The organism is Streptomyces sp. NPDC093018, from assembly GCF_040684035.1.
Classification (GTDB): Bacteria; Actinomycetota; Actinomycetes; order Streptomycetales; family Streptomycetaceae; genus Streptomyces; species Streptomyces murinus.
Genome location: NZ_JBFBFF010000010.1, coordinates 181,817 through 203,452, shown reverse-complemented (window position 1 = coordinate 203,452; position 21,636 = coordinate 181,817). Strand labels below are relative to the sequence as shown.

20 protein-coding genes are annotated in these 21,636 nt (G+C 71.3%); 3 read left to right on the top strand and 17 right to left on the bottom strand.

Annotated elements, in window-relative coordinates:
- Positions 1-216: 216 nt before the first annotated feature.
- Positions 217-1,149 carry a methionyl-tRNA formyltransferase gene (gene fmt, locus AB0N90_RS23200; RefSeq protein WP_361682415.1) on the bottom strand — a complete coding sequence of 311 codons (933 nt, stop codon included), beginning with the start codon at positions 1,147-1,149 and terminating at the stop codon, positions 217-219.
- Between the two features lie 282 nt (positions 1,150-1,431).
- On the opposite strand from fmt, the gene AB0N90_RS23195 reads away from it, so the two are divergent.
- Positions 1,432-1,980 carry a hypothetical protein gene (locus AB0N90_RS23195; RefSeq protein WP_085562564.1) on the top strand — a complete coding sequence of 183 codons (549 nt, stop codon included), beginning with the start codon at positions 1,432-1,434 and terminating at the stop codon, positions 1,978-1,980.
- Between the two features lie 109 nt (positions 1,981-2,089).
- On the opposite strand, the gene AB0N90_RS23190 is transcribed toward AB0N90_RS23195, so the two are convergent.
- On the bottom strand, positions 2,090-4,255 hold the full coding sequence (locus AB0N90_RS23190) for a primosomal protein N' (RefSeq protein WP_365199427.1): 2,166 nt from the start codon (positions 4,253-4,255) through the stop codon (positions 2,090-2,092).
- Between the two features lie 142 nt (positions 4,256-4,397).
- Between AB0N90_RS23190 and AB0N90_RS23185 the strand changes: the two genes are divergently transcribed.
- Entirely contained in the window at positions 4,398-5,207 is an 810-nt protein-coding gene (locus AB0N90_RS23185) for a S1 RNA-binding domain-containing protein (protein ID WP_365199424.1), read from the top strand.
- 106 nt (positions 5,208-5,313) lie between these two features.
- Here AB0N90_RS23185 and metK read toward each other — a convergent pair whose 3' ends face one another.
- From metK to pyrR, 13 genes are all read right to left on the bottom strand, one after another.
- Positions 5,314-6,522, bottom strand: coding sequence for a methionine adenosyltransferase (metK, locus tag AB0N90_RS23180; RefSeq protein ID WP_037650999.1), 1,209 nt, complete (start codon positions 6,520-6,522; stop codon positions 5,314-5,316).
- Positions 6,523-6,770: 248 nt separating this feature from the next.
- On the bottom strand, positions 6,771-7,973 hold the full coding sequence (coaBC, locus tag AB0N90_RS23175) for a bifunctional phosphopantothenoylcysteine decarboxylase/phosphopantothenate--cysteine ligase CoaBC (protein ID WP_365199593.1): 1,203 nt from the start codon (positions 7,971-7,973) through the stop codon (positions 6,771-6,773).
- Between the two features lie 113 nt (positions 7,974-8,086).
- The gene (gene rpoZ, locus AB0N90_RS23170; RefSeq protein ID WP_005319902.1) at positions 8,087-8,359 is read right to left on the bottom strand and encodes a DNA-directed RNA polymerase subunit omega; all 273 of its coding nucleotides are present in this window, start codon (positions 8,357-8,359) and stop codon (positions 8,087-8,089) included.
- A gap of 53 nt (positions 8,360-8,412) precedes the next feature.
- Positions 8,413-9,006 carry a guanylate kinase gene (gene gmk, locus AB0N90_RS23165; protein WP_051849846.1) on the bottom strand — a complete coding sequence of 198 codons (594 nt, stop codon included), beginning with the start codon at positions 9,004-9,006 and terminating at the stop codon, positions 8,413-8,415.
- Positions 9,007-9,067: 61 nt separating this feature from the next.
- The gene (locus AB0N90_RS23160; RefSeq protein ID WP_037651003.1) at positions 9,068-9,391 is read right to left on the bottom strand and encodes an integration host factor; all 324 of its coding nucleotides are present in this window, start codon (positions 9,389-9,391) and stop codon (positions 9,068-9,070) included.
- Between the two features lie 269 nt (positions 9,392-9,660).
- The gene (pyrF, locus tag AB0N90_RS23155; RefSeq protein WP_365199420.1) at positions 9,661-10,506 is read right to left on the bottom strand and encodes an orotidine-5'-phosphate decarboxylase; all 846 of its coding nucleotides are present in this window, start codon (positions 10,504-10,506) and stop codon (positions 9,661-9,663) included.
- Positions 10,503-11,609 (bottom strand): quinone-dependent dihydroorotate dehydrogenase, encoded by a 1,107-nt coding sequence (locus tag AB0N90_RS23150; RefSeq protein WP_365199417.1) that lies wholly within the window; start codon positions 11,607-11,609, stop codon positions 10,503-10,505. Before AB0N90_RS23150 ends, pyrF begins: the two co-directional genes overlap by 4 nt.
- Before the next feature lie 87 nt (positions 11,610-11,696).
- Positions 11,697-15,005, bottom strand: coding sequence for a carbamoyl-phosphate synthase large subunit (carB, locus tag AB0N90_RS23145; RefSeq protein ID WP_365199415.1), 3,309 nt, complete (start codon positions 15,003-15,005; stop codon positions 11,697-11,699).
- Entirely contained in the window at positions 14,998-16,140 is a 1,143-nt protein-coding gene (gene carA, locus AB0N90_RS23140; protein ID WP_365199412.1) for a glutamine-hydrolyzing carbamoyl-phosphate synthase small subunit, read from the bottom strand. Before carA ends, carB begins: the two co-directional genes overlap by 8 nt.
- Complete coding sequence (locus AB0N90_RS23135; protein ID WP_365199409.1) at positions 16,137-16,697, bottom strand: hypothetical protein; 561 nt, start codon at positions 16,695-16,697, stop codon at positions 16,137-16,139. Before AB0N90_RS23135 ends, carA begins: the two co-directional genes overlap by 4 nt.
- The gene (locus tag AB0N90_RS23130) at positions 16,694-17,980 is read right to left on the bottom strand and encodes a dihydroorotase (RefSeq protein WP_365199407.1); all 1,287 of its coding nucleotides are present in this window, start codon (positions 17,978-17,980) and stop codon (positions 16,694-16,696) included. Before AB0N90_RS23130 ends, AB0N90_RS23135 begins: the two co-directional genes overlap by 4 nt.
- 4 nt (positions 17,981-17,984) lie before the next feature.
- Complete coding sequence (locus AB0N90_RS23125; protein ID WP_361682431.1) at positions 17,985-18,962, bottom strand: aspartate carbamoyltransferase catalytic subunit; 978 nt, start codon at positions 18,960-18,962, stop codon at positions 17,985-17,987.
- 89 nt (positions 18,963-19,051) lie between these two features.
- Positions 19,052-19,624: a bifunctional pyr operon transcriptional regulator/uracil phosphoribosyltransferase PyrR gene (pyrR, locus tag AB0N90_RS23120; RefSeq protein ID WP_361682433.1), complete on the bottom strand. Its 573-nt coding sequence runs from the start codon at positions 19,622-19,624 to the stop codon at positions 19,052-19,054.
- A 254-nt stretch (positions 19,625-19,878) separates the two neighbouring features.
- Between pyrR and bldD the strand changes: the two genes are divergently transcribed.
- Positions 19,879-20,382 (top strand): transcriptional regulator BldD, encoded by a 504-nt coding sequence (bldD, locus tag AB0N90_RS23115; RefSeq protein WP_014671524.1) that lies wholly within the window; start codon positions 19,879-19,881, stop codon positions 20,380-20,382.
- Between the two features lie 246 nt (positions 20,383-20,628).
- Here bldD and nusB read toward each other — a convergent pair whose 3' ends face one another.
- On the bottom strand, positions 20,629-21,057 hold the full coding sequence (gene nusB, locus AB0N90_RS23110) for a transcription antitermination factor NusB (RefSeq protein ID WP_037651022.1): 429 nt from the start codon (positions 21,055-21,057) through the stop codon (positions 20,629-20,631).
- Between the two features lie 2 nt (positions 21,058-21,059).
- The gene (efp, locus tag AB0N90_RS23105) at positions 21,060-21,626 is read right to left on the bottom strand and encodes an elongation factor P (RefSeq protein ID WP_111586997.1); all 567 of its coding nucleotides are present in this window, start codon (positions 21,624-21,626) and stop codon (positions 21,060-21,062) included.
- Positions 21,627-21,636: the final 10 nt, after the last annotated feature.

Sequence of the window (21,636 nt, the reverse complement as noted above, 5' to 3'; positions counted from 1 at the left end):
CCAAGCCTACGTCGAGGGGGGTGACCGGGGGTGGGGAGGGGGCGGGGGGGGAGGGGGAGGGGGGGAGGGGGAGGGGCCCCCAGCCGTCCCTCACAGACGAGCGATCAGCTGTCCCGAACAGACATGCGCGCCCCGAGCCAGCCGGGCATGCCCAGTCGGACTCAGCCTGACTCGGCCGGGCTCGTCCCGGACAGGCCCGCCCAGGCCCAGTCGGGCTCAGTCGCCCAGGGTTTCGCCTTCGCCGATCCGTGCCCCGCGGGCCCAGTCCGCCGCGCGCATCGGCTTCTTGCCCTGGGCCTGGACCCAGAGGAGTTCGACGGCGTAGGAGCCGGTGCCGACGTGGACGCTGTTCTTGCCCGCGGCGAGGTGGCCCGGGGCGAGGTCGGTCCGCTCGGGGACGGGGGCGACCTGGATGAGCTTGAGCCGTTCACCGCGGAACGTGGTCCAGGCGCCGGGCGCCGGGGTGCACCCGCGCACGACCCGGTCGACGCGCAGCGCCGGCGCCGCCCAGTCCACCTCGGCGTCCTCGACGTTGATCTTCGGCGCGAGGGTGATGCCCTCGCCCGGCTGCGGTACGGCCTTCAGGGTGCCGTCCTCGATGCCGTCCATGGTCGCCGCGAGCAGCCCCGCCCCGGCGAAGGCCAGCCGGGTGAGCAGATCGCCGCTGGTGTCGGTGGGGCGGATCTCCTCGGTCACCGTCCCGTACACCGGCCCGGAGTCCAGGCCCTCCTCGATGAGGAAGGTGGACGCGCCCGTGATCTCGTCGCCCGCCATCAGCGAGTGCTGCACGGGCGCCGCGCCGCGCCAGGCGGGCAGCAGCGAGAAGTGCAGGTTGACCCAGCCGTGGGCCGGGATGTCGAGGGCCACTCGGGGCAGCAGCGCGCCGTAGGCGACGACCGGGCAGCAGTCCGGGGCGATCTCGGTGAGCCGCGCCAGGAACTCGGGGTCCCGCGGCTTGGCCGGCTTGAGCACCTCGATGCCGGCCTCCACCGCCCGCTCGGCCACGGGCGACGCGACCAGCCTGCGGCCCCGGCCCGCGGGGGCGTCGGGCCGGGTGACGACGGCGGCCACCTCGTGCCGCCCGGAGGCGAGCAGGGCGTCCAGGGCGGGAACGGCGACCTCGGGGGTACCGGCGAAGACGAGCTTCATGGGCGGGATCGGGCCTCTCGGGCGGGGATCGGACGGGCAGCGCACCAGTCTATGACCGCCCGGGAACCGGCACCGCGCGGAGCACGGCGCCGATCAACTCGCCCGGCGCACGCGTCAACTGGAAACGGGCGGCGCACGGGTGGACTGACGGCGTACGCATATGCCCGCACGCCCCCACCCCGTGACCAGCGGAGCGCATACGCGTTGGTCAAGAAAGAGTTGACCACATAGGGCCGCTTCGGCCGCCCGATTCCTTTCAACGCCGGTTCGAGAGGCTTGTTCATGGCCGACCATGCAACCCACGACGCCCAGGCTCGGGCCAGCCTGCACTTGCTGGTGCGGGACATCGAGCGGGTCCGCCGGCAGGTGGACGCACTGCGCACGCTCACCGCCCAGTTGGGCAACGTCTACCGTCCGCGCCGCACCGGCCCGTCCACGGGCTTCGTCGTCTACGGACGCGCCCCCGCCCCGACGGTCCGCCTCGCCCAGGAACTCCGCGACAGTGTCGAGACCCTGGTCACGGCCGCCGTGGACTTCGACCGCTCGCTCGGCTTCTCCTGGGACGCGGTGGGTTCGGCGCTCGGCGTCACCAAGCAGGCGGTGCACCGCCGTTACGGCGCCCGCCGCGCCGCGACCCAGGCGGCCGCCGAGGCCGAGCGGACTCCGGAGCCGTCCGGCACCCGCACGCTCAATGTGAACGCCGGCCTGCCCACGATGCCGGTGCCGACGGTCCCCGCCGCCCGCTCCATGCCCACCCAGCCGACCTCGGGCAGCCCCACGTTCCGGGAGGACGCCCGCCCGACGGCCTTCCCGGGCCCGCGCAACGGCTGACCGGCTCCCCGCGCGACAGCTGCCGGCCCCGCCCTCCCGGGAGCCTCGGGGAACCTTCCGGGAGGGGCCGGACCCGCTCATCGTCCGGCGCTGCCCGGGCTCCCCGCCCTCACCCGATATCCGGCGGATCGATCCGCACCCGCACCCGCGCCGCCTCCCCGCTCCCCCGCGCCATCCGCGCGGCCTGTGCCGTCTTCAGGGCGGAGGCCAGTGCGGAGCCGCTGCCCGGAGGGACCCGTACAAGGGCTCGTTCCCAGTGCTCGCCGGGCGGCGCCGCGCCGGGCCTGCGCGGGCCGGCCGACGGGGCAGGCGGCACCGGCACCGGCCCCAACACCTCCGCGTCCGACGGCAGTTGGACTGCGGCCAGGAACTCGGCGAGGGCCTCCGGCGTCCCCGACACGGCCGCCATCCGGGACACCGGCGGAAAGCCCAGCTCGGCCCGCTCGGACAGCTCCCGCAGGGCATGCCCCACGGGGTCCCAGCGCACCAGTGCCTGCACGGGCCGCAGGGTCGGCTCGGCCACCACGACCACCGTGCCGCCCTCGCCCTGCGGCCGGACCAGCGCCCCCGCCGCGATCCACCGGCGCAGCGCGTCCTCACCGGCCCGCAGATCGGGTCGTACGAGCATGGCCCAGCCGTCGAGCAGCAGCGCCGCCGCGTAGCCGCCCTCGGCGACCGGTTCGGCGCCCGGGGTGCTCACCACCAGCGCGGGCGCGGACGGCACGGTGTCCAGTACGTGTTCGCGCCCCGAGGTGCGCACCGGTACGGCGGGAAAGGCGCGGCCCAGTTCCTCGGCGGTGCGCCGGGCGCCCACCACCTGGGCGCGCAGCCGGAAGCCGCCGCACTCGGGGCAGTGCCAGTTGCCCTCCGCGCGCCCGCACCAGCCGCAGCGCAGCACGCCCGCGTCCTGGCCCTGGAGCGGCCCTGAGCAGTGCACGCAGCGGGCGGGCGCCCGGCACCGGTCGCAGGCCATGCGCGGGGCGTATCCGCGGCGCGGCACCTGGACCAGCACCGGCCCGTGCCGCAGCCCCTCGCGGGCCGTCTGCCAGGCGAGGGTGGGCAGCCGGGCGGCGCGGGCGGCCTCGTCGCGGGCGAGGTCCTGGTCGCCGACGGTGCGGACGAGGGGCGCGGACCGCCGTATCTGTTCCCGTCCGGCGATCAGGGGGCGCGCCCAGCCGTTCTCGACCAGTTGGGCCGCCTCGACGGTGCAGGAGAAGCCGCCGAGCAGGAAGGCGCACTTGTCGAGGGTGGCGCGCAGCAGCAGGACGTCGCGTGCGTGCGGCTGGGGGGCGTGCTGCTCGCTGTGGCTGTCGTCGCCGTCGTCCCAGATCGCGACGAGCCCGAGGTTTCGTACGGGCGCGAACATGGCGGCCCGGGTTCCGACGACCGCGCGCACCGATCCGCGTCGTACCGCGAGCCACTGCGCGTACCGCTTCTCGGGTCCGGCGTCGGCGGTGAGCAGGGCGTGGTGGCCCTTGCCGAGCAGGGTGGTCAGGGCGGCGTCGACGCGGGCGGCGGCCCGGCCGTCGGGTACGACGACGAGCGCGCCGCGTCCCGAGGCGAGGGTGGCGGCGACGGCGCGGGCCAGTTCCTCGCTCCAGCGCGGTCCCGGCAGGGCGTGCCACACGGCCCGGGGGGCGCCGCCGTCGGCCAGTGTCCGCAGGAAGGCGCCGCCCTGTTCGTAGCGTGTCCAGGAGCCGGGGTCGGGTGCCTCGGGAGGTGGCAGGGGTGCGGGCGAGGTGCGCTGTTCGGCGCGGGCGCTGCGGGGGGGTACGGCGAGTTGGAGGACGTCGGCGAGGCTGCCCGCGTACCGGTCGGCGACGGCGCGGGCGAGGCCGAGCAGTTCCTCGCTGAGCACGGGCTCGGGGGACACGACCTGGGCGAGTGCGGCGAGGGGGCCGGAGTAGTCGGACTCGGCCCGCCGTTCGATGAGGAAGCCGTCGATGAGGCCGCCGCCCTCGCGGCGGCCCTCGCGCACCCGGTGCCGTCCGGCGCCGAAGCGCACACGGACGCGGACGCCGGGCTGTGCCTGTTCGTCCAGTTCGGCGGGGACCGCGTAGTCGAAGTAGCGGTCGAGGTGGAGTACGCCCTTGTCGACGAGCACGCGGGCGACCGGCAGCCGCTCCGCGAGCGCGGCGCCCCGCCAGGTCCGCGGTTTGGCCCGGGGTGTCCTGGCCTTGCGCACGCTCTCCCGGATGAGCGCAAGCTGCTCCGGCGGCGCCCCTTCGGCCCCGCCTTCCCCGTCCGCCCGGGGCTCCCCGTTCTCGCTGCTCACGCTTGCATTCTTACCAAATCCCACTGACAACGGCCCCGGGTGCCGGCGCCCGCCCGAGTTCGTCCCGGCCGCGGCCGCGCCGTAGGACACCCACCGCTCAATTCGCTACCGGCGTGCCCGGGGCCCTGCCTACGCTCGCCCCATGACCGAACCGACCGTGACCGAACCGACACCTGACCCGCTGGAATGTCTGAGAGAACGCCTCGTCGCCCCCGGGGAGTTGGTGACCGGCACCGTCGCCGGTTTCGACGGGGGCGATGTGCTGGTGCTGCTGGACGGCGACGCGCCGGGACTCCCCTCCGGTCGTGTCCCTGGGCACGAACTGACCTGGCGCGATGTCCAGGACCCGTCGGACGTGCTCACGGTCGGGCAGCGGATCCGCGCGGAGGTGACGATGCGCGGCGGGTACGACGGCCGGACGCTGCTGTCCGCGCGGGCGTGCGAGGACGAGGCGCTGTACGGCTTCCTCCTGGGTCTCGGGCGCGGGGACGTCGTCGCGGGGACGGTGTCCTCCGTGCACCGCTTCGGGGTCTTCGTGCGGATCGACGGTGAACCCGGGCATCCGGTCTACCCGGGGACCGGGTTCATCAATGTCCCGCAGCTGTCGTGGTCCCGGTTCGAGGATCCGGCGGAGGTGGTGGTGCCGGGGCAGCGGATCCGCGTCGAGGTGCTTGGCTCGGACACCCGCCGGGGCCAGGTCGCGCTGTCCCTCAAGGCGCTTCAGGACGATCCCTGGGACCAGTTGGCCGTGGGCGCCGGGGACGTCCTGGCCGGGCCGGTGACCAAGGTCATCCCCTTCGGGGTCTTCGTGCGGGTGAACGCGTTCGTGGAGGGACTGGTGCACTGCGACGAGCTGGGCGGGCGGAGCGCCGAGGAGGGGCAGGAGCTTCGGGTCAGGATCCTGGAGGTCGACCGGGCGCGGCGCCGGATCCGGCTGGGACTCGCGGACTGATCCCCGGCCCGGAAGAACAACGAGGTCCGGAAGGGCAACGAAGCCCGTGAGAACGCCGAGGCCCGGCCTCCCGAAGGGGGGCCGGGCCTCGTAGCGCCGTGTGGGATCAGACGCCCGCGGCCTTGCGCAGGGCGTCCACGCGGTCCGTGCGCTCCCAGGTGAAGTCGGGGAGCTCGCGGCCGAAGTGGCCGTACGCCGCGGTCTGGGCGTAGATCGGGCGGAGCAGGTCGAGGTCGCGGATGATCGCGGCCGGACGCAGGTCGAAGACCTCGTCGATGGCCTTCTCGATCCGGTCGGTGTCGACCTTGTGCGTGCCGAAGGTCTCCACGAACAGACCCACCGGCTCGGCCTTGCCGATCGCGTACGCCACCTGCACCTCGCAGCGTGAGGCCAGGCCCGCGGCCACGACGTTCTTGGCGACCCAGCGCATCGCGTACGCGGCCGAGCGGTCCACCTTGGACGGGTCCTTGCCGGAGAAGGCGCCGCCACCGTGGCGGGCCATGCCGCCGTAGGTGTCGATGATGATCTTGCGGCCGGTCAGGCCCGCGTCGCCCATCGGGCCACCGATCTCGAACCGGCCCGTCGGGTTGACCAGGAGCCGGTAGTTCTCGGTGTCCAGCTTGATGCCGTCCTCCAGCAGCGCCTTCAGCTCCGGCTCCACGACGAACTCGCGGATGTCGGGGGCCAGCAGCGACTCGAGGTCGATGTCGGAGGCGTGCTGCGAGGAGACGACGACGGTGTCGAGGCGGACGGCCTTGTCGCCGTCGTACTCGATGGTGACCTGGGTCTTGCCGTCGGGGCGCAGGTAGGGGATGGTGCCGTTCTTGCGGACGTCCGACAGCCGCTTCGACAGGCGGTGCGCCAGGAAGACGGGCAGCGGCATCAGGGTCGGCGTCTCGTCGGACGCGTAGCCGAACATCAGGCCCTGGTCGCCCGCGCCCTGCTTGTCCAGCTCGTCCTCGTCGCCCTCGACACGGGACTCGTACGCCGTGTCGACGCCCTGCGCGATGTCCGGGGACTGGGCGCCGATGGACACCGACACGCCGCAGGAGGCGCCGTCGAAGCCCTTCTTCGAGGAGTCGTAGCCGATCTCCAGGATCTTTCCGCGGACCAGGGTCGCGATGTCCGCGTACGCCTTGGTGGTCACCTCGCCGGCCACGTGCACCAGGCCGGTGGTGATGAGCGTCTCCACGGCGACCCGGGAGGACGGGTCCTCACGCAGAAGCGCGTCGAGAATGGTGTCGCTGATCTGGTCAGCGATCTTGTCGGGGTGACCCTCGGTCACGGACTCCGAGGTGAACAGGCGACGGGACACAACGCTCCCTGTGGTTGCAGCGGCTGCTGGCTGATCATTTGCAGTCGACGCGGGGCTGCGCCCGGTCGACCTTCAACAGTTTATCGGTCGTGCTCGGCCGATGGGCCACTGTCTCGCCTCTCGGGAGCGCTGTGACCTGCGGCACGGGCATTGTGCACAATGCCCGACGACCTTGGCCAGGGTATCGGTCCCGGACTTGAGCATGGCCTGAATCCGCCTTCGGATTCGCCCGGCCGGCCGCGCGGGGGTCAGTCGAGGCGGTCCACGACGAGGTCCCAAACGATGTCGGCGAGGGCCTCCTTGGGCCCGTGCGGCACGGGATTCTCGCTGCCGTCGGCGCCCAGTACGACGGCTTCGTTCTCCTCGGAGCCGAAGGTCTTGCGCTCCCCCACCTCGTTGACGACGAGCAGGTCGCAGCCCTTGCGGGTGAGCTTGGCGCGGCCGTTGGCGAGGACGTCGTCGGTCTCGGCGGCGAAGCCCACGATCACCTGTCCGGCCCTGGCCCGTTCGGCGGAGACCTCGGCGAGGATGTCGGGGTTGCGGACCAGGACGATGGGCTCGGGCTCCTTGCCGTCCTTTTTCTTGATCTTGCCGGTGGCGTAGGCGCTGGGGCGGAAGTCGGCGACGGCCGCGGCCATGACCACGGCGTCGGCGTCGGCCGCGGCCTTCAGCACGGCCTCGCGCAGCTGGACGGCGGTGCCGACCTGTACGACGTCCACGCCCGCGGGGTCGGGCAGCTGGGTGTTGGCCGCGATCAGCGTCACCCGGGCGCCGCGGGCGGCGGCGGTGCGGGCGAGGGCGTAGCCCTGCTTGCCGGAGGAGCGGTTGCCGAGGAAGCGCACCGGGTCCAGGGGCTCGCGGGTGCCGCCCGCGGAGACGACCACATGGCGGCCGCGCAGGTCGGGCTCCTGGGCGCTGCGGGCGAGGACGCGGCGGCAGACCTCGAAGATCTCGCCCGGGTCGGGCAGCCGCCCCTTGCCGGTGTCGACGCCGGTGAGGCGGCCGACGGCGGGCTCGATGACGACGGCGCCGCGGCGGCGCAGCGTGGCCACGTTCTCCCGGGTGGCGGGGTGCTCCCACATCTCGGTGTGCATGGCCGGGGCGAAGACCACGGGGCAGCGGGCCGTCAGGAGGGTGTTGGTGAGCAGGTCGTCGGCGAGGCCGTGGGCGGCCTTGGCGAGCAGGTCGGCGGTGGCGGGGGCGACCACGACGAGGTCGGCGTGCTGGCCGATGCGGACGTGCGGGACCTCGTGCACGGAGTCCCAGACCTCGGTGGCGACGGGATTTCCGGACAGGGCGGAGAAGGTGGCGGCGCCGACGAAGTGCAGCGCGGACGCGGTCGGCACCACGCGCACGTCGTGGCCCGATTCGGTGAACCTTCTCAGCAGCTCACAGGCCTTGTAGGCGGCGATGCCACCGCTGACCCCCAGTACCACCCTCGGCTTGTCCACCATGTCTCCTCGGTCCGGAAATCCTGCAACACCCATGACACACCACAGGCCCGGCAGCATGGCTGCCGGGCCTGTGGATAAAACCATCTGCGGTCTGAACGTACTACCGGGTACTACTGCGCGGGGCCCTCAATGGCCTCGGAGGTCAGCAGACCGGCGTTGATCTCGCGCAGGGCGATCGAGAGCGGCTTCTCGTGGACATGGGTGTCGACGAGCGGACCCACGTACTCAAGGAGGCCCTCACCGAGCTGCGAGTAGTACGCGTTGATCTGGCGAGCACGCTTGGCCGCGTAGATCACGAGGCTGTACTTCGAGTCGGTTGCCTCGAGGAGCTCGTCGATCGGCGGGTTGATGATGCCCTCGGGCGCGGTGATGGAAGAGGACACGCTCTACCTTCCGATGGATGGAAAAGAATCAATGATCGTGATCAGAGTCACGATTACACAACGTCCATCAAGGCTAGCAGCTCACGGGCCACGTCCTCGACGGAGGTGTTGACCAGGGTCTCGTCGAACTCCGGCTCGGCCGCCAGTTCGGTCCTGGCCGCCGCCAGGCGGCGCTCGATGACCTCGGGCGACTCGGTGCCCCGGCCGGTCAGCCTGCGCACCAGCTCCTCCCAGGAGGGCGGGGCCAGGAACACCAGCCGTGCGTCGGACATGGACTCACGGACCTGGCGGGCGCCCTGGAGGTCGATCTCCAGCAGAACGGGCTCGCCCTTCTCCAGCCGCTCCAGGACGGCAGCGCGGGGCGTGCCGTACCGGTTGCCGGCGAATTCGGCCCACTCCAGCAGCTCGCCGTTGGCGATCAGCTTGTCCATCTCGTCGTCGGTGACGAAGAAGTAGTGGACTCCGTGCTGTTCACCGGGGCGCGGCTTACGGGTCGTCGCCGACACCGAGAGCCAGACCTCGGGGTGTTCCTTGCGCATATGAGCGACGACCGTGCTCTTGCCGACCCCCGAGGGGCCGGAGAGCACGGTCAGCCGCGGACGTACGTCCGGGGGCTCGGGGGTCGTCCCCCGGAATGTTGCAGCCATGCAGCGATTATTCCAGCAATCCCGGGGTGCCCGGGACTCCCGGTCCGGTGCGAGGCCGGACTCAGGCGCCGGTGCTGCCGAACTCACGCTCCAGGGAGGCGATCTGGTTGGAACCGAGACCCCGCACACGGCGGCTCTCGGAGATGCCCAGACGCTCCATGATCTGCTTGGCGCGGACCTTGCCCACGCCAGGCATGGACTCCAGCAGCGCGGAGACCTTCATCTTGCCGATGACGTCGTTCTCCTGGCCCTGCTTGATCACCTCGTGCAGGGAGGCGCCGGAGTGCTTGAGTCGATTCTTGACCTCGGCCCGCTCCCGGCGAGCCGCGGCGGCCTTTTCGAGCGCGGCTGCGCGCTGTTCAGGGGTAAGGGGCGGAAGAGCCACGCCTACGTCACCTCGGATGTCGAACTGTCGGATACGGACCGGTGAGGAACCTAGTCGCCCCACACCTGGGGAGCCACGAGCAACACGCTTGCCCGTTCACCCTCGCTCGGAGACTAGCGGCCAAGTCCGCCAGAGTCAGCGAGAACAGCGGAAAAGTCCTGGTCAGCCTCCGCCAGGCCAGACATTTCAGACATATTGCCCTTGATTTGAGGATGTATTCACACTCAAGTCGGCGCCGGTCCGCTCAACCGAGCACCCGAAGGCGTGTCTCAGTCTCCGGCGACGGCCGTCCTGATCTCCTCCGCGAAGCGTTCGGCCGCCGCGCGCAGCGCCCCGACGTCGGGTCCGTGCCGCAGCACGCCCCGGCTGACGTTCGGCACGACATTGCGTACGGCCGCCCCGAAGACCCCCGGGAGGTCGGCCGGGGTCGCGCCCTGGGCGCCGATGCCGGGCGCGAGGAGCGGGCCGTTGATGTCCAGGTCGTACGCGGACAGGTCGCCGAGCGTGGCGCCGACGACCGCGCCGAAGGAGCCCAGCGGCTCCGCTCCCGCGTTCTCGGCCGCCAGGTGGGCCAGCATGGTCGCGCCCACGCCCCGGCCGTCGGCGCGCACCGCGTGCTGCACCTCGCCGCCCTCCGGGTTGGAGGTCAGCGCCAGCACGAACAGCCCGGCGCCGTTCTCCTCGGCCAGCTGCACGGCCGGGCTCAGCGAGCCGTAGCCGAGGTACGGCGAGACGGTCAGCGCGTCGGAGAACAGCGGGGCGTCCTTGCGCAGGAACGCCTCGGCGTAGGCGGCCATGGTCGAGCCGATGTCGCCGCGCTTGGCGTCCATCACGACCAGGGCGCCGGCCGCGCGCGCCTCCTGGACCGACTTCTCCAGGACGGCGACGCCGCGCGAGCCGAACCGCTCGAAGAACGCGCTCTGCGGCTTGAGCACGGCCACCCGGCCGGCCAGGGCCTCGACGACGGTGCGGCTGAACCGCTCCAGGCCCGCCACGTCGTCGGTGAGGCCCCACTCGGCGAGCAGGGAGGCGTGCGGGTCGATGCCGACGCACAGCGGGCCGCGCTCGTCCATGGCGCGGCGCAGCCGGGCGCCGAAGGGCTCCAGCGAAGTCATGCGGGCTTCCTCACGTCGGCGCCGACCGCGTCGGCGAGGGTGGCGTACGGGCTGGTGCGCAGCCGGGCGGCGAGGCCCTTGTGGATCGCGCGGCACCAGAAGGGGCCCTCGTAGATGAAGGCGCTGTAGCCCTGGACCAGCGTGGCACCGGCCAGGATGCGCTGCCAGGCGTCCTCGGCGGTCTCGATGCCGCCGACGCCCACCAGGGTGATCCGGTCGCCCACGCGGGCGTACAGGCGGCGCAGGACCTCCAGGGAGCGCGCCTTGAGGGGCGCGCCGGACAGGCCGCCGGTCTCCCCCACCAGGGCGGCGGGCGACTTCAGGCCGAGGCCCTCGCGGGCGATGGTGGTGTTGGTGGCGATGATGCCGTCCAGGCCCAGCTCCACGGCCAGGTCGGCGACGGCGTCCACGTCCTCGTCGGCGAGGTCCGGTGCGATCTTCACCAGCAGCGGGACACGGCGGTCGGCGACCATGCGGTCGGCGGCCTCACGGACGGCGGTCAGCAGCGGCCGCAGGTGGTCGACGGCCTGGAGGTCGCGCAGGCCGGGCGTGTTCGGCGAGGAGACGTTGACGACCAGGTAGTCGGCGTAGGGCGCGAGGCGCTCGGCGGACTTCACGTAGTCGGCGACGGCCTCCGCCTCCGGGACGACCTTGGTCTTGCCGATGTTGACACCGACGACCGTCCTGAAGACGGGCTCACGGGTGGCCAGGCGGGCCGCCACGGCCAGCGAGCCGTCGTTGTTGAAGCCCATGCGGTTGATCAGCGCGCGGTCCGCGACGAGGCGGAACAGGCGCTTCCTGGGGTTGCCGGGCTGCGGCTCGCCGGTGACGGTGCCGATCTCGACATGGTCGAAGCCCAGCATCGACATCCCGTCGATCGCCACGGCGTTCTTGTCGAAACCGGCCGCGAGCCCGAACGGGCCGTGCATCCGCAGCCCGAGCGCCTCGGTGCGCAGCTCCTTGTGGCGGGGCGCGAGGGCGGCCGCGACGAAGGTGCGCAGGCCCGGGACGCGCACGGCGAGCCGGATCCAGCGGAAGGCGAGGTGGTGGGCCTTCTCGGGGTCCATCCGTTTGAAGACCAGACGGAAGAACAGCTTGTACATCGTGGGGAAGTCCTCTGGTGTCCGTATGAGGACCGAGGGGTCCTCATACAGAGGGGGACACCGTTTCCGGTGTCCCCCTCGGGGCTGCTAGTCGCGGGACGCGGTCAGGTGTTCCGCGTGTTCCTGGAGCGAGCGGACGCCCACGTCGCCGTGGTTGAGGGCGTCGATGCCCTGGACGGCCGCGGCGAGCGCCTGGACGGTCGTCAGGCACGGCACGGAGCGGGCGACGGCGGCCGTACGGATGTCGTAGCCGTCGAGGCGGCCGCCGGTGCCGTACGGCGTGTTGACGATGAGGTCGACCTCGCCGTCGTGGATGAGCTGGACGATGGTCTTCTCGCCGTTCGGGCCGGTGCCCTCGGACTGCTTGCGCACCACGGTGGCGTTGATGCCGTTGCGCTTGAGGACCTCGGCGGTGCCGGAGGTGGCCAGCAGCTCGAAGCCGTGGGCGACCAGCTCGCGGGCCGGGAAGATCATCGAGCGCTTGTCGCGGTTGGCGACCGAGATGAACGCGCGGCCCTTGGTGGGCAGCGGGCCATAAGCGCCCGCCTGCGACTTGGCGTAGGCCGTGCCGAAGACGGAGTCGATGCCCATGACCTCGCCGGTGGAGCGCATCTCCGGGCCGAGGACGGTGTCCACGCCGCGGCCCTGGATGTCGCGGAAGCGCGACCAGGGCATCACGGCCTCCTTGACGGAGATCGGCGCGTCCAGCGGCAGCTCGCCGCCGTCGCCGTGCTTCGGCAGCAGTCCCTCGGCGCGCAGCTCGGCGACGGTCGCGCCCAGCGAGATGCGGGCGGCGGCCTTGGCGAGCGGCACCGCGGTCGCCTTCGAGGTGAAGGGGACCGTACGGGAGGCGCGCGGGTTGGCCTCCAGGACGTAGAGGATGTCGCCGGCCATCGCGAACTGGATGTTGATCAGACCGCGTACGCCGACGCCCTTGGCGATGGCCTCGGTGGAGGCGCGCAGCCGCTTGATGTCGAAGCCGCCGAGGGTGATCGGGGGCAGGGCGCACGCCGAGTCGCCGGAGTGGATGCCGGCCTCCTCGATGTGCTCCATGACGCCGCCGAGGTACAGCTCCTCGCCGTCGTAGAGCGCGTCGACGTCGATCTCGATGGCGTCGTCCAGGAAGCGGTCGACGAGGACCGGCCGGGACGGGCTGATCTCGGTGGACTCGGCGATGTAGGCGGCGAGGCGGGTCTCGTCGTAGACGATCTCCATGCCGCGTCCGCCGAGCACGTACGAGGGCCGGACCAGGACCGGGTAGCCGATCTCGTCGGCGATGGCCTTGGCGCCCGCGAAGGTGGTGGCGGTGCCGTGCTTGGGGGCGGGCAGGCCGGCCTCGGCGAGGACCTGGCCGAAGGCGCCGCGGTCCTCGGCGGCGTGGATGGCCTCCGGGGAGGTGCCCACGACCGGCACGCCGTTGTCCTTGAGGGCCTGCGAGAGGCCGAGCGGGGTCTGGCCGCCGAGCTGGACGATCACACCGGCGACCGGGCCCGCCTGCTGCTCGGCGTGCACGATCTCCAGGACGTCCTCCAGGGTGAGCGGCTCGAAGTACAGCCGGTCGGAGGTGTCGTAGTCGGTGGAGACGGTCTCCGGGTTGCAGTTGACCATCACGGTCTCGTACCCGGCGTCGGACAGCGCGAAGGAGGCGTGGACGCAGGAGTAGTCGAACTCGATGCCCTGGCCGATGCGGTTGGGGCCGGAGCCGAGGATGATGACGGCCGGCTTCTCGCGCGGGGCGACCTCCGACTCCTCGTCGTAGGCGGAGTAGAAGTACGGCGTGCGGGCGGCGAACTCGGCGGCGCAGGTGTCGACCGTCTTGTAGACCGGGCGGATGCCGAGCGCGTGCCGGACCTCGCGGACGACGTCCTCGCGCAGGCCGCGGATCTCGGCGATCTGCTGGTCGGAGAAGCCGTGCCGCTTGGCCTCGCCGAGCAGTTCGCCGGTGAGTTCGGCGGCCTCGGCCAGCTCGTCCGCGATCTCCTTGATGAGGAAGAGCTGGTCCACGAACCAGGGGTCGATCTTCGTGTACTCGAAGATCTCCTCCGGGGTGGCGCCGGCGCGGATGGCCTGCATGACGGTGTTGATCCGGCCGTCGGTGGGCCGCACCGCCTCGCGCAGCAGCGCCTCCTTGTCGCCGGGCTCGCCGACGAAGGTGAACTGGCTGCCCTTCTTCTCCAGGGAGCGCAGCGCCTTCTGGAAGGCCTCGGGGAAGTTGCGGCCGATGGCCATGGCCTCGCCGACCGACTTCATGGTGGTGGTCAGCGTCGAGTCGGCCTGCGGGAACTTCTCGAACGCGAACCGGGGCGCCTTGACGACGACATAGTCGAGCGTGGGCTCGAAGGAGGCCGGGGTCTCCTGGGTGATGTCGTTCGGGATCTCGTCCAGGGTGTAGCCGACGGCCAGCTTGGCGGCGATCTTCGCGATCGGGAATCCGGTCGCCTTGGAGGCGAGGGCCGAGGAGCGCGACACGCGCGGGTTCATCTCGATGACGATCACGCGGCCGTCCACCGGGTCGACCGCGAACTGGATGTTGCAGCCGCCGGTGTCGACGCCGACCTCGCGGATCACGGCGATGCCGATGTCGCGCAGGATCTGGTACTCGCGGTCGGTGAGCGTCATGGCGGGCGCGACGGTGATGGAGTCACCGGTGTGCACGCCCATGGGGTCGAAGTTCTCGATGGAGCAGACGACCACGACATTGTCGTTCTTGTCGCGCATCAGCTCCAGCTCGTACTCCTTCCAGCCGAGGATGGACTCCTCCAGGAGCACCTCGGTGGTCGGCGAGAGGGTGAGGCCCTGGCCGGCGATGCGGCGCAGCTCCTCCTCGTCGTGCGCGAAGCCGGAGCCGGCGCCGCCCATGGTGAAGGAGGGGCGCACGACGACCGGGTAGCCGCCGAGCGTCTCTACGCCCTTGAGGACGTCGTCCATGGTGTGGCAGATCACCGAGCGGGCGGACTCGCCGTGCCCGGTCTTGCGGCGGACCTCCTCCACGACGCCCTTGAAGAGGTCGCGGTCCTCGCCCTTGTGGATGGCCTCGGGCTTGGCGCCGATCAGCTCGACGCCGTACTTGGCCAGCACGCCGTTCTCGTGCAGCGAGATGGCGGTGTTCAGGGCCGTCTGGCCGCCCAGGGTGGGCAGCAGGGTGTCGGGGCGCTCCTTGGCGATGATCTTCTCGACGAACTCGGGGGTGATCGGCTCGACGTACGTGGCGTCGGCGATCTCCGGGTCGGTCATGATCGTCGCCGGGTTGGAGTTGACGAGGATGACGCGCAGGCCCTCGGCCTTGAGCACGCGGCATGCCTGGGTGCCGGAGTAGTCGAACTCGGCGGCCTGGCCGATGACGATCGGGCCGGAGCCGATGACCAGGACGGACTGGATATCGGTGCGCTTAGGCACGCTGGCCCTCCATCAGGGAAACGAAGCGGTCGAACAGGTAGGCGGCGTCGTGCGGGCCGGCCGCCGCTTCGGGGTGGTACTGGACGGAGAAGGCGGGCTGGTCGAGCAGCTGGAGCCCCTCCACGACGTCGTCGTTCAGACAGACGTGCGAGACCTCGGCGCGGCCGAACTTCGTGTCGCTGACCTGGTCGAGCGGCGCGTCGACGGCGAAGCCGTGGTTGTGCGCGGTGACCTCGACCTTGCCGGTCGTACGGTCCTGGACGGGCTGGTTGATGCCCCGGTGGCCGTACTTCAGCTTGTAGGTGCCGAAGCCGAGGGCGCGGCCGAGGATCTGGTTGCCGAAGCAGATGCCGAACAGCGGCGTCCTGCGCTCCAGGACGGCGGTCATCAGGGCGACCGGGCCGTCCGCGGTGGCGGGGTCGCCGGGGCCGTTGGAGAAGAACACGCCGTCGGGGCTGACGGCGTAGATGTCGTCGGCGGTGGCGGTGGCGGGCAGCACGTGCACCTCGATGCCGCGCTCGGCCATGCGGTGCGGGGTCATGCCCTTGATGCCGAGGTCGACGGCGGCGACGGTGAACTTCTTCTCACCGACCGCGGGGACGACGTACGCCTCCTTGGTGGCGACCTCCTCGTAGAGGCTCGCGCCCTTCATGTGGGGCTGGGCCTGCACCCGGGCCAGCAGCTCCGGCTCGGCGGCGACGGCCGCGCCGGAGAAGATGCCGGCGCGCATGGAGCCGCGCTCGCGCAGATGGCGGGTGAGGGCGCGGGTGTCGATGCCGGAGATGCCGACGACGCCCTGGCGCTCCAGCTCGTCGTCCAGGGAGCGCTTGGCCCGCCAGTTGGACGGCACGCGCGCGGGGTCGCGGACCACGTAGCCGGAGACCCAGATGCGGCCCGACTCGTCGTCCTCGTCGTTCCAGCCGGTGTTGCCGATCTGCGGGGCGGTGGCGACGACGATCTGGCGGTCGTACGACGGGTCGGTCAGGGTCTCCTGGTAGCCGGTCATGCCGGTGGAGAACACGGCCTCGCCGAAGGTCTCCCCCACGGCCCCGTAGGCGCGGCCGCGGAAGATGCGGCCGTCCTCCAGGACGAGTACGGCGGGAGTCTTCGCGGCTCCCCTGGTGGAGGTCGTCATCGTGCGCCTTCCGTGTCGTTGATCATGTGGTTGATGGTGTCGACCCATGCGGGGTGCTCGGCCGCGTGGTCGGAGCGGAAGCCGGAGTCGATCAGCTTGTCGCCGTGCGCCCAGGTCACCACCAGCAGACCGCCCTCGGTGAGGACCTTGCCCGCGATGCCCTTGTCGAGCCGGGCCTCGCGCAGCGCGGCGGCCGGGATGAAGAAGTCGTTCGCACCGGGGCGTTCGACCTCGATGCCCGTGTCGGTGAGGGTGAGCTCGGCCAGGCTCCGGGTGCCCAGGCCGTGGGCCACGATGCGGTCCAGCCACTGCCCCGCGGTGGTGGAGCCGTGATAGCGGCCGCTCATGGTCAGTTTCACCGGGCCGGTGTCCTCGGGCGCGGCGGGCAGCTCCGGGATGTCGCTCTGGAGCGTGGCGCGCCATTTCCAGCCCTCGCGCATCAGCCAGTAGACGAGCGCGATGAAGAGCAGGAGACCGACGAGCCAGCCGATGCGCGCCGGCCAGTCGGTGACCGGGGCCGACTTCTCTGCCTCGGCCAGGAGGATTACAGGTGTCACGTGAGCTTCCCGTCGACGAGCGTGGCCTTGCCCCGCAGCCATGTGTGCGTCACACGGCCCGGCAGCTCGCGCCCCTGGTAGGGGGTGTTGCGGCTGCGCGAGGCGAAGCCCGCGGGGTCCACCTGGCCACGGTATGCCGTGTCGACCAGGGTGAGGTTGGCAGGCTCACCGGCCGAGACGGGACGGCCGTGTCCGGTGGCCTGTCCGATCTGCGCGGGCTTGGCGGACATCCGGTCGGCGACGCCGGCCCAGTCCAGCAGACCCGTGTCGACCATGGTCTCCTGCACCACCGACAGCGCGGTCTCCAGGCCCACCATGCCCATGGCGGCCGCGGCCCACTCGCAGTCCTTGTCCTCGTGCGGGTGCGGGGCGTGGTCGGTGGCGACGATGTCGATCGTGCCGTCGGCGAGGGCCTCGCGCAGGGCCATGACGTCGCGCTCGGTGCGCAGCGGCGGGTTGACCTTGTAGACGGGGTTGTAGGTGCGCACCAGCTCGTCGGTGAGCAGCAGGTGGTGCGGGGTGACCTCGGCGGTGACCTGGATGCCGCGGGACTTGGCCCAGCGGACGATCTCGACGGAGCCGGCGGTCGACAGATGGCAGATGTGGACGCGGGAGCCGACGTGCTCGGCGAGCAGGACGTCGCGGGCGATGATCGACTCCTCGGCGACGGCCGGCCAGCCGCCCAGGCCGAGTTCGGCGGAGACGACACCCTCGTTCATCTGGGCGCCCTCGGTCAGCCGCGGCTCCTGGGCGTGCTGGGCGACGATGCCGCCGAACGCCTTCACGTACTCCAGGGCGCGGCGCATGATCACCGCGTCGTCCACGCACTTGCCGTCGTCGGAGAAGACGGTGACCCCGGCGGCGGACTCGTGCATGGCGCCGAGTTCGGCGAGCTTCCTGCCCTCCAGGCCCACGGTGACGGCGCCGATGGGCTGGACGTCGCAGTAGCCGTGCTCCTTGCCGAGCCGCCAGACCTGCTCGACGACGCCGGCGGTGTCGGCGACGGGGAAGGTGTTGGCCATGGCGAACACGGCGGTGTAGCCGCCGCTCGCGGCCGCCCGGGTGCCGGTGAGGACGGTCTCGGAGTCCTCGCGGCCGGGCTCGCGCAGATGGGTGTGCAGGTCGACCAGGCCCGGCAGCAGCACCTTGCCCTCGGCCTCGATCACCTCGGCGCCCTCGGCGGACAGTCCGGTGCCCACCTCGGCGATGGTCTCGCCGTCGATCAGCACGTCCCACTGCTCGCCGCCGAGCACCTTCGCACCGCGGATCAGGATCTTGCTCATGTTCTTACTTCTCCTCAGTGCGGGTGGGGGCGGCGGCGGGCTCGTTGCCGCCGAGCAGCAGGTACAGGACGGCCATCCGGATGGACACGCCGTTGGCGACCTGCTCGACGGCGGTGCAGCGGTCGGAGTCGGCGACCTCGGCGGTGATCTCCATGCCGCGCACCATCGGGCCGGGGTGCATCACGATGGCGTGCTCGGGCAGCTTGGCCATGCGGTCGCCGTCGAGGCCGTAGCGCCGGGAGTACTCGCGCTCGGTCGGGAAGAAGGCGGCGTTCATCCGCTCCCGCTGCACGCGCAGCATCATCACCGCGTCGCACTTGGGCAGCGTGCTGTCGAGGTCGTACGACACCTCGCAGGGCCAGGACTCGACGCCGACCGGGATCAGGGTGGGCGGGGCGACCAGGGTCACCTCGGCGCCGAGGGTGTGCAGCAGGTCGACGTTGGAGCGGGCGACCCGGCTGTGCAGGACGTCGCCGACGAGGGTGACGCGCTTGCCTGCCAGGTCCTGGCCGAGGCCGGCGTCGCGGCCGACCAGGCGGCGGCGCATGGTGAAGGCGTCCAGGAGGGCCTGGGTGGGGTGCTGGTGGGTGCCGTCGCCCGCGTTGATCACGGCGGCGTCGATCCAGCCGGAGGTGGCGAGGCGGTAGGGCGCGCCGGAGGCGCCGTGCCGGATGACGACGGCGTCGACGCCCATCGCCTCCAGGGTCTGGGCGGTGTCCTTCAGGGACTCGCCCTTGGAGACGCTCGAACCCTTGGCGGAGAAGTTGATGACGTCCGCGGACAGGCGCTTCTCGGCGGCCTCGAAGGAGATCCGGGTGCGCGTGGAGTCCTCGAAGAAGAGGTTCACGACGGTACGGCCGCGCAGGGTCGGCAGTTTCTTGATCGGCCGGTCGGCGACCCGGGCCATCTCCTCGGCGGTGTCGAGGATCAGGACGGCGTCGTCGCGGGAGAGGTCGGCGGCCGAGATGAGATGACGCTGCATCTGTCAGGCTCCGTAAGGCAGTTCGGGAGGATTGGGGCAAACCCGGGCGCGGGTGGGTACGCCGAAGCGACCCTGACGCGCCTGGCCTGCTACTGGCCGGCCGGCTTCACACCGAGCAGCACGGTGTCGCGACCGTCCTCCTCGGCGAGCTGGACCTTGACCGTCTCCCGCAGCGACGTGGGGAGGTTCTTGCCGACGTAGTCGGCGCGGATCGGCAGTTCCCGGTGGCCGCGGTCGACCAGGACCGCGAGCTGGACCGCGCGCGGGCGCCCGAGGTCGTTCAGGGCGTCGAGGGCGGCGCGGATGGTGCGGCCGGAGAAGAGCACGTCGTCCACGAGGACGACCAGCTTGCCGTCGAGGCCGTCACCGGGGATCTCGGTGCGGGCCAGCGCACGCGGCGGGTGCATGCGCAGGTCGTCGCGGTACATGGTGATGTCGAGGGAGCCGACCGGGATGGCGCGGTCGGTGATCTGCTCCAGCTTGGCGGCCAGCCGCTGGGCGAGGAAGACGCCCCGGGTGGGAATGCCGAGGAGTACCACGTCGTCGGCGCCCTTGGCGCGCTCGACGATCTCGTGGGCGATACGGGTCAGTACCCGCGCGATGTCGGGGCCCTCAAGAACGGGCCGGGCATCGGTTGCCGACAGATGGGCGTTCGTGTCCATAGAAAACGGACCTCCTTCTCCGCCTCACGGGACGGACCTTAAAGGACGTCGGAATTGCGCCATCTACGGTAGCAGGTCGCGGGGACCGCTTCGGTTCACCCCCTTGGCCCAACGCGTCAGCACTACCACGGAAGCGTCGGGGTGGCCCATTCGGCTTGACGCAGAAGAATCACGCTGCGTAACCTCACAGTGAGTTACCAAAACGCGCGGCGGGAAGACAGCCGGCCGCGTCGACACAGTGTCCGGGGAGCTATATGTCCAGCGAATACGCCAAACAGCTCGGGGCCAAGCTCCGGGCCATCCGCACCCAGCAGGGCCTTTCCCTCCACGGTGTCGAGGAGAAGTCCCAGGGTCGCTGGAAGGCCGTGGTGGTGGGTTCGTACGAGCGCGGCGACCGTGCCGTGACCGTGCAGCGCCTTGCCGAGCTGGCCGATTTCTATGGCGTCCCGGTGCAGGAGCTGCTGCCGGGCACCACGCCCGGCGGCGCCGCCGAGCCGCCGCCGAAGCTGGTCCTCGACCTGGAGCGGCTGGCCACGGTCCCGGCCGAGAAGGCGGGCCCCCTCCAGCGCTACGCGGCGACGATCCAGTCCCAGCGCGGCGACTACAACGGCAAGGTGCTCTCGATCCGCCAGGACGACCTGCGCACACTCGCCGTCATCTACGACCAGTCCCCCTCGGTCCTCACCGAGCAGCTGATCAGCTGGGGCGTCCTGGACGCGGACGCGCGCCGCGCGGTCGCCACGCACGAAGAGGCGTGACCAGATAGGTCCGGACGGACAAACAAGCAGAAACGTGTCGCCGGGGTGGCCGGAACCAGATGGTTCCGGCCACCCCGGCGGCGTTTTGATACGACTGTCTAGTTCATACGACAGTCCGGGCCGGCTTCTCGACGCCGGTGGCCGCGGACATGCCTGAGGGGCGCGAGGCACTGTGCGACGCGCCACGGGCACACCCGTAGCCGCCGTCCACAGTCACCCGGCGCCCCTCTGAGCGGTCTCTACGGGCTAGGCCCGGCGGAGCGAAGGCTTCAGCTCCTTGAAGCGCCCCAGGAGACCGTTGACGAACGAGGGCGACTCATCGGTCGAAAACTCCTTCGCCAGCTGCACCATCTCGTCCAGCACGACGGCGTCCGGGGTCTCGTCCACCCAGATCAGCTCGTACGCGCCCAGCCGCAGGATGTTGCGGTCCACGACGGGCATCCGGTCGAGCGTCCACCCGACCGCGTACTGGGCGATCAGCTCGTCGATGCGCCGGGCGTGCTCGGCGTAGCCCTCGACCAGCTGCATCGTGTACTCGCTGACCGGCGGCTGGCGGGTGTCGGACCGGGACAGCCGCACCCAGTCGGCGAGGACCGTCAGGACGTCGGCGCCGCGCTGGTCGCCCTCGAAGAGGATCTGGAAGGCGCGCTTGCGGGCCGTGTTGCGGGCAGCCACGGTTAGCTGTTCACCCGGCCGAGGTAGTCGCTCGTACGGGTGTCGACCTTGATCTTCTCACCGGTGGTGATGAAGAGCGGGACCTGGATCTGGTGACCGGTCTCCAGGGTGGCGGGCTTGGTGCCACCGGTGGAGCGGTCGCCCTGGACGCCCGGCTCGGTCTCCTGGATGACCAGCTCGACGGCGGCGGGCAGCTCCACGAAGAGCACCTCGCCCTCGTGCTGGGCCACGGTGGCGGTGAAGCCCTCGATGAGGAAGTTGGCGGCGTCGCCGACGGCCTTGCGGTCGACCATCAGCTGGTCGTAGGTCTGCATGTCCATGAAGACGAAGTAGTCGCCGTCCATGTACGAGAACTGCATGTCGCGCTTGTCGACAGTGGCGGTCTCGACCTTGACACCGGCGTTGAAGGTCTTGTCGACGACCTTGCCGGAGAGCACGTTCTTGAGCTTGGTGCGCACGAAGGCCGGGCCCTTGCCGGGCTTGACGTGCTGGAACTCGACGACGGACCAGAGCTGGCCGCCTTCGAGCTTGAGCACCAGGCCGTTCTTGAGGTCGTTCGTGGAAGCCACGGTTGCGGAA